Here is a 15,823-nt window from a genome sequence, read left to right as displayed (position 1 = left end):
GCAGACCCGGCAGCCACAGGATGTGGCGTTCTAGTCGGACAGCGCTTGTCGGGGCTGACCAAGGCGCTTACGCTTTTCATCAAGAAAAGAGGTGGGAAGGTGTTTGCCTATTCTGTCAGAAGGATTTTTTCACTAATTCCTGTACTATTGGGTCTTTCACTTATTGTATTTTTTATGATCAGAGCAATCCCTGGCGATCCCGCCCAAGTCATTCTCGGGCAGCTGGCGACTAAAGAAGCAATTGCGGATTTAACGAGGGAGCTGGGGCTTGACCAGCTTGGTATGTACAATATTTTACATATCTTGGAGGGCTGCTGACGGGTGATCTGGGGGAATCTCTAAGGACGAAGTCAGCGATCAGCACTGAAATCTGGCCTTATCTTGCAGCAACGATGGAACTGTCTTTTGTTGCGATGTTAATTGCGATTGTCATAGGAGTAAATGCCGGGATAGTCAGTGCATGGTTCCAAAATTCCTGGTTTGATTACGGCGCGATGGTCCTGGCACTTGTCGGTGTATCGATGCCGATTTTCTGGCTCGGTTTGATGGAACAGTGGCTGTTTGCATCAACCTTGATATCCTGCCGACTTCCGGGCGTGAAGAAGTGCGGAATCCAGTTGATGCAATTACGAACTTTTATATCATTGATACCCTGATTCAGGGGCGTACTGACCAGTTTGTTGACGTCCTGAAGCATCTAGTGCTGCCAGCGATGGCGTTGGCGACGATTCCGATGGCCATCATTGCAAGGATTACTCGTTCTACAATGCTAGAGGTGATGAGGTCTGATTTTATCAGGACAGCCAGGGCGAAGGGGTTGAGCATGTTCTGGGTTGTTTATAAGCACTCCCTAAAAAATGCGATCATCCCTGTGTTGACTATCATAGGCTTGCAGACAGGACTATTGCTTGGAGGAGCGATCCTGACTGAGACAATTTTCAGTTGGCCGGGAATTGGCCGATATATCTACGAGGCAATCAATTATCGTGATTATCCGGTTATCCAGTCCGGGATCCTGATTATTGCCCTGATCTTTGTACTTATCAATCTAGTAGTTGATTTACTTTATGCAGCCATTGATCCACGGATCAAATACCGTTGATGGAAGGGGAGAGAGCAGATGGAGATATCAACTCAAAAACAAATACCGCCGCCAACCGTACAGGCAGAGGAAAAAGTGGCGTCTCCCTGGGCAGAAGCATGGTATAGCTTTAAGAAGAATAAATTGGCACTCGTTGGAACGGCCATCGTCTTGTTTTTTATCTTGCTGGCAATTTTCGCACCATTGATTGCGCCAGAAGGGATTAATGATCAGAAAATGGAGGTTCGTCTTCAGGCTCCTTCAGCTGACCACTGGCTTGGCACAGATGATTTTGGACGAGATATCTTATCCAGAGTTATATATGGTGCTAGGATTTCCTTATGGGTAGGGACCTTTGCGGTAATGGGTTCAATTGTTGTCGGCTGTCTGCTGGGGATTCTTGCTGGATACTACGGCAGATGGGTCGATACCATTATTTCAAGAGCATTTGATATTATGCTGGCATTCCCAAGTATCTTATTGGCGATTGCGATTGTAGCCGTTCTTGGACCTTCACTGAGGAATGCGCTGATAGCAATCGCGATAATCAATATTCCAAACTTCGGGAGGCTAATCCGTTCAAGGGTCCTTAGTGTAAAAGAAGAAGAATACATTATGGCCGCCAAGGCGGTTGGGATGAAGGACAGCAGGATATTGTTCCAGCATATACTTCCTAACAGTATGGCGCCAATTATTGTACAGGGCACGCTTGCAATTGCCACGGCAATCATTGAAGCTGCTGCACTGGGATTCCTCGGACTGGGTGCAGACGCGCCGAATCCTGAATGGGGAAAGATGCTAGCAGACGCGAAAGACTATATGATCCAGGCACCATGGACAATGATATTCCCTGGCCTGGCAATCATGTTGACGGTACTGGGATTCAACCTGATGGGCGATGGTCTAAGGGATGCATTGGACCCTAGAATGAAGAGTTAATGCAGTTATATGCAAAAAGAAAAAGCAGCTGATAACCCAGCTGCTTTTAAATTTCCGTATTTTGTTCAATCGTTACATTGCTATCATCTTTATGATAGGACTGGAAGCTGGATACGAGGGTATCCAGGTGCTCGACCTGCTCGCCATATTCCATGATGATCGACACGAGCTGCATGACATGATAGAGCATTTGGCTGTTCGTTTGAGCCAGGTCATTTCTTTGCGCTAAAAATAATTCAAACAGCTGCTCTTTGTTCAGGCAGACCTCACCCTCAATATAGGATGCTTCAGGCTTTACTTTGCCAACGTACTTAAGCATCACCTGCTCATTGTGATTTATCAGGCAATCAAGCTGATGCTGGATAACTTCCTGAAATTCAACAGGAAGCTGATTGAATTCATTCTCATAGCGGTGAAGTCTTTTTAACGTTTCGAGTGATTTTTTTACCGTGTTGATCATTTGCCTGTAAATGACAAGCTTTCGTGATTTTGCAAGTGTATTTTTTTTTAAAATAATCTCGTTCTTCCTTATACATCATATATAGCTGATCCAGCTTGATGATGCCTTCGCGGAGTTTTTCTATATCTGCCTTCAGGAGCTGATGCTCTGAAGCGTGACGTGTGCTCAGCCTGATCCACTTCGTAATTTCCTCTGATAAAATAGAACTCTTGTAATACAACTTATTTTCATACTTTGGCGGGAGGAACACAAGGTTCACAATGAATGCCGATACAACCCCAAGCATGATTGTCGAGAACCTGATCAGCGCGAACTGGATGAAATCATCACCAGGTGTCTCCATGATCGCAATCAATGTAACAAGAGAAAGCGATATTGTGTTACCCAGTTTCAGCTTAAGGTTCAAAGTAATAACAAGTACTGCGGCTAGGCCGATTATGAAAATGCTGTTGCCGAACGCCATAACGAATAAAACAGCGGTAGCGGCTCCAATCAGATTGCCCTGGATATGTTCAATGATTGATTGATAAGAGCGGTATACAGTTGGCTGCAGGGCAAAAATCGCAGCGATTCCGGCAAATACCGGTGAAGGAAGATCAAAAATATGCGATAAAAATAGTGCAAGTGTAATGGCAATTCCCGTTTTCAGTATGCGGGCACCAAGTTTCATGGGAAGTGAATTCCTTTCATTCAGAGACAGAAAATCTCATTCATTAATTACTACTTTAAACCATTTTGTTTAAAACTAAACAATTATGTACTATACAACGGAAAGCCAATAAGTTCAAGCGACAATTTAACGAAAAACAAGCCTGTTTTAAATGTAAGTGGTTACAAGTCTATTAGACTGGAAGTCCGCTTATTCCAGAATTATTGACGGATATTCTTGACCAGGGGGAATATATTCAATACGGGCTTATAGAATCTGTCTATGAGCCCTTTTCAAGATCAGACCTCAATACGGGCTTATAGAATCTGTCTATGAGCCCGTTCTCATGATTAGATCTCAATTCTGGCTTATAGAATCTGTCTATGAGCCTTTTTCATGATCAGACCTCAATTCGGCTTATAGAATCTTCCTATGAGCCCTTTCTCATGATTAGACCTCAATTCTGGCTAATAAAATCTGCATAAATTACTTTTTCCAGAGCGCCTGGAACGAAAATCTAATAAAATTCCACAGGAGGTTACTTATTTTAAAAATCATACTAAGAAAAATAAATGGCCCCGTTTCAGCGGGGCCACTAACTTAAAATTATTCTGTTGATACTGCTGGGTCTGCCTGCTCTTTAACAGGAACGACTTGGATGAAGTGATCTTCTGGGTGTTCCAGTAGAAGGGCGAGGTCAGCAGCTTCGCTTTCCTGGCCATGGTTTTTAACCATTTCAATGTAGTTGGCCAGCAATTCTTTTACATCCGAGATGCCTTTTGCTGATAGCGTCTCGATGGATACATTGGCGCCTTTGGCGACTCGGCGGGCGATGGCTTCTTTAGTCAGTCCCATCTCCGGCTGGTGTCTCAGGTAAACGACACCGCCTGTCATGCCTGCGCAAATCCAAGGTCCCGGATCGCCGAGAACCAATCCGCGGCCGTTTGTCATGTATTCAAAAGCGAAGCCTTTGATATTTGCATTTGTTCCGATATTGCCGAATTCTTTTTCAGGAATTGGCTTTTTCACAAGGCCGCCGATAATCATATCAGCACCTGATAAACGGATTCCAGCACGAGCATCTGCATTGCCCTGTGCTACGAGCAAGCCTTTTTGAGCTCCGTAACCGAAGCCTTTACCGACATAACCGTTGTAGAATCCACCGTCCTTGCCAGGCGATTTTGCGATTAAAATTGTACCGCCGAATGAAGTCTTGCCGACTCCATCCTGGCCGCCGCCGTCAATTTCAATGTTAATGCCGTCCGTGTTGTAAGCGCCAAGTCCATTACCCAGGATGGAGCCTTTGTAACGGAGCGTGAGCGGCTGCAGCTTTCTGTAGGAACCATCCAGACGTCCGCGAACCCTGTGGCATGAAACCCTGCTGGCAAGAACGCGCTGCTCGGCAGTTACAGCCTGGAATTCACGTGACTGATGAAGCTCCTCGTCGACAGCATCAAGATATTCAGCGCCTGCAGCAACCTGAAGCTGTGCAGAAGCAAGGGAAGCGGCAGCTTCTTTTTGATGCATGATTTGGCCAATCTCAAGTGGCTTCAATAAATATGTTAAATCAAGCAAGTCATTGCCTTTGATTTGTTCCAGCAAATCTGAGCGCCCGACTGCTTCCTGCAGGTTTTTGATGCCTGCGGATGCAGCGAGGGATTTAAGCTCGTTGCCAAAAGCAGTGAACAGATTCATGATGCCCTGGACGGCTTGGTCGAACTGGCGCGGTACGAAACGGCGCAGTCCATGTTCCTTTGCTTGTGCCTCCGAATCGATTTGCGTCGCGATACCGACATGGCATGTGTCAAGATGGCAGCCGCGGCATGTTGTACAGCCGATCGCAAGCATGGACAGTGTCCCGAAGCCGACGCGGTTTGCTCCAAGAAGCATGTATTTAATGACATCCTGAGCACTCTTCACGCCGCCGTCAGCCCAGAGCTCGACACTGTCGCGCAATCCTGCTTCAAGCAGGGCGTTATGTGCGGCTTTGATGCCAATTTCAGCCGGGAGGCCGACATATTGAAGAGCATGGATACGGGCAGCACCAGTACCGCCGTCGAAGCCGCTCAATGTGATGATGTCCGCTCCTGCTTTCGCAATGCCAACTGCTATCGTACCGATATTCGGAACAACAGGAACCTTAACGGCAACGCGAGCCTGGTCATTGGCTGTCTTCAACTCGTGGATCATTTGTGCAAGGTCTTCGATTGAATAGATATCATGGTTATTTGATGGTGAAATTAAATCTGATCCAATTGTCGCATTCCTTGCTTCTGCGATTTTAGCCGTAACCTTCGAACCAGGAAGGTGTCCGCCTTCACCAGGCTTTGCGCCCTGGCCAATTTTGATTTCCAGAAGGTTGGACGAATTCAGCAATTCAGCATTGACTCCGAAACGTCCGGATGCAACCTGCTGGCCGCGCGTACGCGGGTACTTGCCAAGCATATCCTTTATTTCGCCGCCCTCTCCGTTCATGCTGATCATGTTCAGGCGGTCGGCACCTTCTGCATAAGCGCGAAACGCAATCTCGTTTTGTGATCCGAAAGACATCGATGCGATGACAAACGGCAGGCTGTGGTCTCCGACACCAATTTCAACTTCCTCAGGCGAAACTAATGTCTCAGCCTTTTTCAACCTAGTCAAATGGCGGATCGTTGTCGGATTACTAGCTTCCTGTTCGGTAATTTTCTCACGGTAGACGCTATAATCTCCTGTAGAAGCAACTTCGCCAATCGCCTTCCAGATACGAGGGAAGAGGTGGAATATCTTGCCGATCCGCTCCTTTTCGTTCTGGAAATCTTCTGCTCTTTTTAATGCATCTTCTTTCATTGCTTCGAAATTGTATGCAAGTTCATTAGAACCAAAGAAGTTCACGACCACTAAATAATCTGCTACTTCTTCGTTCAGACCTATGCTTGAGAATAAACGTCCGTATCCTCGCAATTCATGGATACCAATAGTTGAAGTGACTTTTTCAAGGCCTTTCGTCAGGGCACTGTATAGATTAACGAGCGGCTTGACAGACTCATCAAGCACGGTCATGAACATATAGTAAGGGCTGACTGCGTCTGCACCCAAACCAAGGGCAACAATGATATCATGCAGCGATCTTAATGAAGCAGAACGCAGCAGGAGTGAGCAGTCGCGGCGCAAGCTTCTTTTACAAGAGCCTGATCGATCGCCGAAACGACAAGGTGCGGATCGAGCCACAGTGCATTTTCCTGATGGGCCATTGCGTCATCAAGAACAAGCAGGGTTTTGCCATCCTTAACAGCAGCAATCGCCTCAGCAGCAAGCCTTTCAAGGGCTTCTTTAACAGTTTCATCATTATGGAAGACTGTTTCCAGATACGCTGCAAGTTTATCATCCTGGTAGCACTGAATGACCTGGTCCATGCTTGGCTGACCAGTTTGCAAAGAAACCTCGCAGCCTGCCTTTCCTTCTACAAGAAGAGGAGTGATCAATTCTACGACTTTCCCTGTCTCGGATTTGCTGAAAAGGGAAGGGCGCTTGCCAAGTACAGTCCTGGTCGAGAAATGTTCTGCTTCACGATCGCGGTCTATTGCGGGATTCGTTACGACAGCAACACTTTCTTTTATAAAATCTGCGATATTCCTCCGTTCCGGATTCATCGCGGCAAGTGGAGCATCGTGTCCAAGCGAGCGGATTGGCTCCGCGCCTTTTTCAGCCATCTGTTCGACAAGCTGAACGTGGTCACGCTCCCAGCCAAATGCTTTATACTGTCCGTTATGGATTTTCTCCGGATATGTCATTGTAACCGTTTTGCCAAGCAGTGGACCGCCTAGGCGATGACGGGCTTCCTGGAAAGCAAGGCGATCAGAAAAACGCTTGTAAACTTCACCCTGGAATTGTTCCATTTCAAACACTTCAATTGTGTCGCCATTCCACTTCAGGCCAACCTTCTCGCCTGGTGCAAGAGGCTTTGGATCACCTGTGTACTCGGTTGACGAGATGATTCCCGGCTCTGATGAAAATAGGTAAGAGCTCTCTGTGTCTACCATCCAAAGCGGACGCAAGCCTAGTGCGTCTACACTGAATACTGCTTCATCAGCAAAGCGTGAAATGATGCCAGCAGGTCCCTGGGCGAAATGGCCCCATGCTTCGCGTATATAAGTATATAAATCTTGCAAATGTTCCGGATAAGCTTTGATTTCATTAATGATTGGCGGGAACATCATGTCCATCGCCTCAAACAATGAATATCCGTCACGACAAATAAACGTTTCAAGTGTACGGCTAAGGTCCTGTGAGTCACTGCCGTCTTTTACGAGCGGAACATTGACCATGCGCGCTTCATCACGGAGTCTTGCAATTGTATTAATTTCACCGTTATGGCCAAGGACGCTAAACGGCTGGACACGGAAAAAGCTTGATAGAGTATTAGTTGAATAGCGGTTGTGCCCAAGTGTCATAGTGGATGCAACAATTGGACTTGCCAGGTCATGATAGTACTTCGGCAGGATGTCTCCAGCCCCATTACCTTATAAACAGCGTGGTATTGGCTAAGGGAGGCCACATGAACCTGATCATTTTGCTCGAAATCTACGATCATATTAAACAATTTGCTGGAAAGATCCTGTCCTGTTACGTTTGCAAGGCATGCGAACTGCCAGAATACAGGGTTCTCCTGAATTGCAATCGGGCCGAGCGCTCCGGAATCAGTGACATCCACCGATGAAAAAATCAGCTTCATGCCCTGCTGTGTAAGCTTTGCCTCAAGCTCATCCTGAATCGCTTTTGCCTGCTCAGATCTTGTAATAAAAACATGTCCGACGACGAAGTTTTCATTATCAGCAGCACTAACATCTGCACCTGCTTCAGTAAGCTTTTCCTTCCAGAGCACACGTGGAATGTCGATATGCACACCAACGCCGTCTCCTTCACCATTGATAAAACCAGCTCGGTGGTTCATCGTGACCAGGCCGTTGATACAGTGGAAAATATTTTCGCGCGTAGGTATTTTCTTTTTTTCAATGCTGGCAACAATCCCGCACGCATCGTGTTCAAATCTTGAAAAGTCTCTAAATTGGGAAGGGTTCCATTGTGTTTTCATAAAAATCGGCTTATAAAGGGTCTTTTAAGCCGTTTCACCTCCTGAAAAAATAATCTATGATTTGTTGTTTGATAGCTTGGTACATGAGGGTGTAACTCTAAGACGGGAATTTAAAGCAGGGATTTTAAGCAGCCACTTGAATGGCGAATTTTAAAATATTAATAGCAATCATATCATAAGAATTTTCAGAAATCAATTAATTATACACTGATTTGGATGGAGGATTATTACAAAAATAAAGATAGTAATAAAATACACCTTAGAATGTAAACGGTTTCATTTTGAGTGATAAAAATAACAGGCGCCAAACTGACACCTGTTATGTATAAAGATTTGTATATTTATTCATTAGCCATTGAATAAAATGCCTGGTCAACTGCATGCAGGGTTGCTTCGATATCTTCCTGGGAATGGGCGATGGTCACGAACCAAGCTTCATATTTTGAAGGTGCGAGGTTGATTCCTTGCTCAAGCATCAGATTGAAGAAGCGGGCGAACATTTCACCATCAGTGTTTTCTGCCTGCTCATAATTCTCGATTTTTTCGGTTGTAAAATAGATGGTCAGGGCACCTTTAAGGCGATTAATCGTAATAGGGATGCCATGCTTGCTTGCTGAAGTGGTGATACCTTCCTCAAGCATCGCGCCGAGCTGGTCGAGATACTCATAGACACCATCCTGTTTAAGGACCTCAAGGCAAGCGATGCCTGAAAGAATGGAAGCCGGGTTTCCAGCCATCGTTCCAGCCTGATAAGCAGGCCCAAGTGGTGCAACCTTTTCCATGACTTCTGCACGTCCGCCGTAAGCGCCGATAGGAAGGCCGCCGCCAATGATTTTGCCCATAGCTGTCAAATCTGGAGTAATACCCAGCATGTCTTGTGCTCCACCATACATAAAACGGAAAGCAGTGATGACTTCATCGAAAATGATCAGCGAGCCAGCCTGATGGGTAAGCTCCTTCACTTCTTCTAAAAAGCCGGGTTTAGGCTCAACGATTCCGAAGTTGCCGACAATCGGCTCCACTAAAACAGCTGCGATCTGGCCGCCCCATTTTTCAAGAGCTTCCTTAAATGGTTCAATATCATTGAATGGTACTGTGATGACCTCCTGGGCGATGCTTTTTGGGACACCCGCTGAGTCTGGAGTTCCAAGTGTAGATGGTCCAGAGCCCGCTGCAACTAGTACCAAATCAGAATGGCCATGGTAGCAGCCTGCGAATTTGATGATTTTATCCCGTCCTGTGTAGGCACGCGCCACACGAATCGTCGTCATCACTGCCTCTGTACCAGAGTTGACAAAGCGCACTTTATCAAGTGCCGGCATTGCTTCCTTCAGCATTTTGGCGAATTTGACTTCATGCGGAGTCGGTGTTCCGTAAAGGACGCCGGTCTCAGCGGCCCTTTTGATTGCTTCTGTAATATGTGGGTGAGCATGACCAGTAATGATTGGGCCATATGCTGCTAAATAATCAATATATTGATTGCCGTCCACATCCCAGAAGTAGGCACCCTGGCACGCTCCATCACGATAGGTGCTCCGCCGCCGACCGCCTTATACGAACGGGATGGACTATTGACACCGCCTACGATATGTTCAAGAGCTTCGCTATGTAGTCGCTCAGAATTCGTTCTTTGCATCGTAAAACCTCCTATATGTAACTGCTTTTCTATTTTATCATTTTTTCTTATTTTTACAGATTGTTTCACTTTTCGTTCATTTTCAGAGAATAAAAAACTTGAAAAGCTGTGAACTACTTTTCGAGCTTTGGCGGCCAGAAAAAGGCCTTTTTGTATTTTGTGTAATGCAGAAGGGGCTGCTGTGTTAGATACTCTTGATGTAAAAAAGGAATGAGCATTTCCTGTGATATCTCAGCCTGGGCCCTTTGGAGTTCCCATCTTGTGTGATGGATGTCTCCGCGTATGAGTTTGCTGCCGCGTTTTGTCCACAGACAATACCTTTCAGTGAGCCAATGCTCCAATGTCCCTGGTTCTGCGAAGAACACCTGAGTTTCTGGTATATATCGCAGCTCCACTTTTGCGATACCAGCAGAAGCTTGGACACGGGTAGAAGTCATCTCAAAGTGGTTCTGTTCCTCAAACCTGATGTTTGCTTGTTTATAATTTAAGCCGAATACTGCCTTTGCTCCCAGAACTGCAAGCAAGTGATTGGCATCCAGCGAAAAGAAATAGACACCTGTCCTGCCGCCGTATTTTACATATGTCCTCACATTTACCTCCAGGTAAGAACTAACGCCCGGAATCAATGGCGTAAACCTTCCTCTTGTGTTCTTGACCTGGAAAGGTACAATCCCAATCCAGGCGCAGCCTTCAAAAGTGTCGATTTGCAGCTCTCGAGGAACATGCTCTTTTAATGAAGAAAGGGGAACTGGCCAGTGTACAAATAAAGTATGATGCCATTCCTGTGTCATCATCCAGTTCATATCTGGCAAAGGATAGGGACGGTGGCTTTGGACCAGCAATTCCTTGTTCATTCAACATTCCTCCTTTTTCCGGTTAAAATACCCTCGAACAGCCAAGGGTAATCAGGCATAGCATTTGTTTTAGCCGTGAGGATTGGCTAAACTGTTTGAGTGACCAAAGGAGGAAATAATCATGAACGCCATTGAAGTGAACGGGCTGCGGAAGGAATTCAAGCTTATTCAAGCCGGTCCGGTTTATCGGGGGCATTCCGCGACCTTTTTACACGCAATTATAAAATAGTACCGGCGGTAAACGATATTAGTTTTAACGTCAAACAGGGAGAGATGGTCGCTACATCGGTGAGAATGGAGCCGGGAAATCGACGACGATCAAAATGCTGACAGGGATCCTGACGCCAACTTCCGGGAGTGTCATCGTGAACGGAATGAATCCTCATAAGGAAAGGGAAAGATTTGTCCAGACGATCGGCGTCGTATTCGGACAGCGTTCCCAGCTCTGGTGGGACATTGCCGTCCAGGAATCTTTCCGCCTGCTGAAAAAAGTTTATAAAGTTTCAGACGCCCAGTATAACGAGCACATGGATCATGTCATAAAAACTCTTGATCTTGAGCCTTTGCTTGATAAGCCTGTAAGGAAGCTTTCGCTAGGACAGAGGATGCGCTGTGAGCTTGCGGCCGCCTTGATCCATAATCCACCACTTCTTTTCCTGGATGAGCCGACCATTGGTTTGGATGTCCTTGTAAAATTGAAAATCAGGGAGTTTTTGAAGGAAATCAATGAAAAATACAACACGACAATCCTGCTTACGACCCATGATCTTACCGATATCGAAGCGTTATGCGAGCGGGTCATCATGCTTGATGAAGGAAATATCATTTATGATGGTGCTTTGAAAAGCCTGAAGGAGAAATGGGGCGAAGGAAAGGAAATCAGCTTTGAGTTCCTTGAAAAGGCCGATATCAGCCATCTTGAAACTTTAACCGGAGACCTTGATATCAAATGGGAGCTGGATGAAAGGAAACAGATTTTCACTGCGGTGACAGGCGATGATGAGGAAACGGTATCCCAGGTGATCGCCCGTACGGTAGCAGCCTATAAGGTCAGGGATTTAAAAATCAATGAGCCATCCACGGAAGAAATCATCCGCAATATCTACGATAAAGGGATGTTGCAGCATGGATAAATATATCGAAATGATCCGCATCCGATTTTTGATGATGCTGGCGTACAGGACCAATTACTACACAGGCATCTTGATCTACAGTATCAATATCGGGGCTTATTACTTTCTCTGGAATGCGATTTACGGCGGAAAAAGTGAAATCGAAGGCCTGAGTGCCATCCAAATGACGACCTATGTGGCAGTTGCCTGGATGGCCAGGGCATTTTATTTTAATAATATCGACCGGGAAATGGCGGCGGAAATCAAGGAAGGCAAGGTAGCAGTTGAATTAATTAGGCCATATAACTATCTCGGAATGAAAACGATGCAGGGACTAGGTGAAGGGATCTTCAGGCTGTTCTTCTTCTCGGTGCCCGGCATGGTCATTGTTACCTTGATATTCCCTATGGAGTTCTCAGCGGATGCTGCGACATGGGGATTGTTCGCGATTTCGATTGTGCTAAGCTTTTTCATCAACACACAATTGAATCTGCTGACAGGAATCACCACGTTCTTTCTATATAATAATACAGGCCTTATCCGGGCCAAGCGTGTCCTGATTGACCTGTTTTCAGGCTTGCTGCTGCCGATCAGCTTTTTTCCCGGCTGGGCGCAGGAAGTCATGGGATTCCTGCCATTCCAGGGGATCAGCTATATTCCAAGCATGATTTTTACGAATGGCTTTACTGGGAGCCAGGCAGTTGAAGGATTTTAATCCAGGCTGCTTGGGTGTTGGTATTAGTGATCCCGATCCAGATTCTTTGGGTCATTGCCAAAAAACAACTGATTATACAGGGAGGGTGACGAATGTTTTACATCAGCATGTTTTTTCAGTATGTCGCCCAGTATATGAAGACTAGGCTTGAATACCGCAGATTTGGTGGTTGAAATCTTTTCGGATTTATTGTTCCAGGCCGTCAACCTGGTTTTTATCCTGGTAGTCTTTAACCATACCGAATTCCTTAACGGCTGGAGCCGTGATGAAATCATCTTTATTTATGGATTTTTCCTGGTGCCGTACGCCCTCTTTTCGTCATTCTTCAATATTTGGGATTTCAACGAACGGTACATTGTAAAAGGAGAGCTGGACCGGATTCTGACAAGGCCGATTCACAGCCTGTTCCAGATCATTCTTGAAAGGATGGAGCTTGAATCATTGTTTGGGGCCGTAACCGGGCTGGCCGTCATGTTTTATGCCGGAAGCCGCCTTGGCCTTGAGGTAAGCTGGTCTGACCCACTGTTGTTCGTTGTGTTCGTTCTTGGTGGTGTACTAGTATATGCCGGTATATTCGTGATGATCGCCTGCATCAGCTTCTGGGCCGATGCGCGGACCTCAATCATGCCGATGATGTACAATATCGGCAACTATGGACGCTATCCTGTGGATATTTATAACAATGTCATCCGGTTTGTCTTGACCTGGATCTTGCCTTTCGCTTTCGTCGGCGTCTATCCGGCAGCTTACTTCCTTGGACGTGACGAGTGGTATGGTTACTCCTTTTTGACACCAGTGATCGGGCTTGTATTTTTCAGCCTGTCTGTTTTCATCTGGAATGAAGGTGTGAAAAGATACCGGGGAGCAGGGAACTGAATATATAACCAGCAAGACCGCAGCCGTAAACGTGCTGCGGTCTTTTTGTGCCAGTTCAGGTTTAGAAAAGCTGTCAAAAGTAAGGGGAACTTCAGACAGGTTTGAAAGGAGAAGGAGAAAAGCTGTCAAAAGAAGTGGCAACTTCGAACGGGTAGTAACTTTCTAGGCCATATCCCGCTATATGGACTTGCTTGCATACTCTTGATTTCACCAGCGTATAGTGAAGGGAGAGAAGCGAAGCGAGAAGCAGGAAATGAGGCTTGAACATGCAATTTTACATTTCTGTTATATTAATTATTTTAGCTATATTTTTTAGTCTGCGGACATTATTCATCCCACACAAGATAAAAGGCAAACAGGTTTCCTTTGAGAACTTCGTCACCCTGGCGCTAATCTACGCGACGGTCATGGCTGGATTTGGGCTGCTTTATTATTTGCTGGATTTGAGGGGTATTTGGGTGCTTTCTGATATAAGCATGCGCCCCAGCGTTTCCTCTTACGAAAGGATGTCCACGAGCCTGTACTTCAGTGCCATTACGCTTTTTTCTGTAGGGTATGGCGACATAGCACCGGTCGGAATAGGGAGGGCGATCGCTGTTTTAGAAGCACTTATTGGCTACACGATTCCAGCTGCCTTTGTGACGAGGGCCATGTTTGACCAAAAACGATCATGAAGCTTTCCTTTGATTTGTATTCAAACCAAAAATTAGATAGGCTAAAGATAATAGACCTAATTTTGGAGGGATACATAATGGCATTAGTAATTGGAGAAAAAGCCCCGGAATTTGAACTGCCGGCCAGCAATGGTGAAACAGTCAAGCTTTCTGATTTTGCAGGAAAGAATGTAGTGCTTTATTTTTACCCGAAGGATATGACTCCTGGCTGCACGGCGGAAGCGTGTGATTTCAGGGATCGTCATGAGAGTTTCGGAGGAGTGAATGCTGTCGTGCTTGGTGTCAGTCAGGACCCAATCAATCGCCATGAAAAATTCATTGAAAAGCACGGTTTGCCTTTCCTGCTTTTGGCTGATGAAGATCATAAAACTGCCGAGGATTACGAAGTTTGGAAGCTGAAAAAGAACTTTGGCAAGGAATACATGGGAATTGAACGTTCAACCTTCATCATTGATAAAAATGGCAATCTCGTTAAGGAATGGCGAAAAGTAAAAGTGAAAGGTCATGTTGAAGAGGCCCTCCAATATATAAAAGAAAATCTTTAATCTGAAGACAGCCAGGAGAGGCTGTCTTTTTGCTGAATTGAAGATAGTTATAAGCTATAATAGAGTATGATAATCAAACTATGACCAGTCAGTCATTCATTCGTATTTTTAAAAATTGGGGAGGCTTAAGGGTGAAGGAAAAGGAAAAAGCGATAATTGAAGCAGCGATTAAGCTCTATGCGACCAAAGGTTTTGCTTCCACCTCAATCCAGGAAATTGTTTCAGAAAGCGGAATTTCCAAGGGTGCATTCTATTTATACTTCAAATCAAAGGATGCGTTGTTGATCGCGATCCTTGAATATTACTTTGATTATATTGAAAAGAAGCTTGAAGTGTATGAACAGGAACAACTGTCTCCCAGAGAAAAATTCGCTTTGCAGCTTACAGCGTTATTCAATACGATGCTTGAACATAAAGAATTTATCATCATGCAATCAAGGGAACAGGCGATTCCTTTGAATGAAGAGGTAAAGGAATTGATGTTCCGCAAATATTATGAAGCGCAAGTTTATTATCAAAACAGTCTGCGCGCTATATACGGAGAGAAAGCTGAACCGCATCTTTGGGACTTAGCTCTCATGCTTGAGGGATTTTTTAACTCATATATGAAGCTGCTGCTATTCAATCCGGACGGCTTCAAGATTGATGAATTAGTGGGGTATATTCTGAGAAGGGTCGACTCACTTGTGGATGGGCTGGAGAGAGAGAATCCAATAGCCTCCGAAGAAAAAGTCAAAGAACTTATTAATAAAACAAAAGCATACTTCCTTGCTGATGGCAAAGATATTAAAACGATCCTCAAACAGATGAAACATTCGATTTCCAATCTTGAAAATAACGAAGATTTGAATGTTTCGCTGGATGTGCTTGAAAGTGAAGTAGAAAGGGATTCGCCGCGGATTCCAGTGATCCAGGGAATGTTATCAAACTTCAAGGACGAACAATCTCTGGACGTCTACCGAGAGGCCGTTGCAGAGTTTTATGGTCTGAAATGATAAAATTAGCCGCCTATTTTTATCAATACAGGCTTCTGTCCATTCAATTTAGCTCTAACTGAATATCATTGTATTAGGGCATACCTCCTCAAACGATTTAGCGGGCTACAACAGCCCGCCTTTTTTTATTGGTTAGGAAACTATAAAATTTATTTAGTTGTGGATAACTACATGTAGTATTCTTAATCTAGCTCCAGCGCCTAGCCCCTCGAG

At 45.3% G+C, this 15,823-nt stretch carries 5 protein-coding genes and 7 pseudogenes; 8 read left to right on the top strand and 4 right to left on the bottom strand.

Features of this window, described 5'->3' with window-relative positions; all coding sequences use genetic code 11:
• Window positions 1–99: 99 nt before the first annotated feature.
• Window positions 100–1,102 (top strand): annotated as a pseudogene (locus JCM21738_RS12885) (ABC transporter permease).
• Window positions 1,103–1,120: 18 nt separating this feature from the next.
• Entirely contained in the window at window positions 1,121–2,020 is a 900-nt protein-coding gene (locus JCM21738_RS12880; RefSeq protein ID WP_023625548.1) for an ABC transporter permease, read from the top strand.
• 46 nt (window positions 2,021–2,066) lie between these two features.
• Here the strand turns inward: JCM21738_RS12880 and JCM21738_RS12875 are convergent.
• From JCM21738_RS12875 to JCM21738_RS12860, 4 genes and pseudogenes are all read right to left on the bottom strand, one after another.
• Window positions 2,067–3,150: pseudogene (locus JCM21738_RS12875) on the bottom strand (FUSC family protein).
• Between the two features lie 585 nt (window positions 3,151–3,735).
• A pseudogene (locus JCM21738_RS12870) lies at window positions 3,736–8,209 on the bottom strand (glutamate synthase-related protein).
• A gap of 335 nt (window positions 8,210–8,544) precedes the next feature.
• A pseudogene (locus tag JCM21738_RS12865) lies at window positions 8,545–9,839 on the bottom strand (glutamate-1-semialdehyde 2,1-aminomutase).
• Between the two features lie 113 nt (window positions 9,840–9,952).
• Window positions 9,953–10,693 carry a YqjF family protein gene (locus tag JCM21738_RS12860; RefSeq protein WP_023625543.1) on the bottom strand — a complete coding sequence of 247 codons (741 nt, stop codon included), beginning with the start codon at window positions 10,691–10,693 and terminating at the stop codon, window positions 9,953–9,955.
• 118 nt (window positions 10,694–10,811) lie between these two features.
• On the opposite strand from JCM21738_RS12860, the pseudogene JCM21738_RS12855 reads away from it, so the two are divergent.
• The 6 genes and pseudogenes from JCM21738_RS12855 (at window position 10,812) to JCM21738_RS12830 (ending at window position 15,610) form a co-directional block, all read left to right on the top strand.
• Window positions 10,812–11,826 (top strand): annotated as a pseudogene (locus tag JCM21738_RS12855) (ABC transporter ATP-binding protein).
• A pseudogene (locus JCM21738_RS12850) lies at window positions 11,819–12,609 on the top strand (ABC transporter permease). Before JCM21738_RS12855 ends, JCM21738_RS12850 begins: the two co-directional pseudogenes overlap by 8 nt.
• A 3-nt stretch (window positions 12,610–12,612) precedes the next feature.
• A pseudogene (locus JCM21738_RS12845) lies at window positions 12,613–13,396 on the top strand (ABC transporter permease).
• Between the two features lie 266 nt (window positions 13,397–13,662).
• A complete protein-coding gene (locus JCM21738_RS12840; protein WP_023625539.1) occupies window positions 13,663–14,070 on the top strand; it encodes a potassium channel family protein in 408 nt (135 codons plus the stop codon).
• A gap of 77 nt (window positions 14,071–14,147) precedes the next feature.
• Window positions 14,148–14,615 carry a thioredoxin-dependent thiol peroxidase gene (gene bcp / locus JCM21738_RS12835; protein ID WP_023625538.1) on the top strand — a complete coding sequence of 156 codons (468 nt, stop codon included), beginning with the start codon at window positions 14,148–14,150 and terminating at the stop codon, window positions 14,613–14,615.
• 131 nt (window positions 14,616–14,746) lie between these two features.
• Entirely contained in the window at window positions 14,747–15,610 is an 864-nt protein-coding gene (locus JCM21738_RS12830) for a TetR/AcrR family transcriptional regulator (RefSeq protein ID WP_023625537.1), read from the top strand.
• Window positions 15,611–15,823: the final 213 nt, after the last annotated feature.

It is taken from the genome of Mesobacillus boroniphilus JCM 21738, assembly GCF_000517385.1.
Lineage (GTDB): Bacteria > Bacillota > Bacilli > Bacillales > Cytobacillaceae > Mesobacillus > Mesobacillus boroniphilus.
The sequence above is the reverse complement of the archived record's forward strand: the minus strand, read 5'-3'. Positions and strand labels throughout refer to the sequence as shown.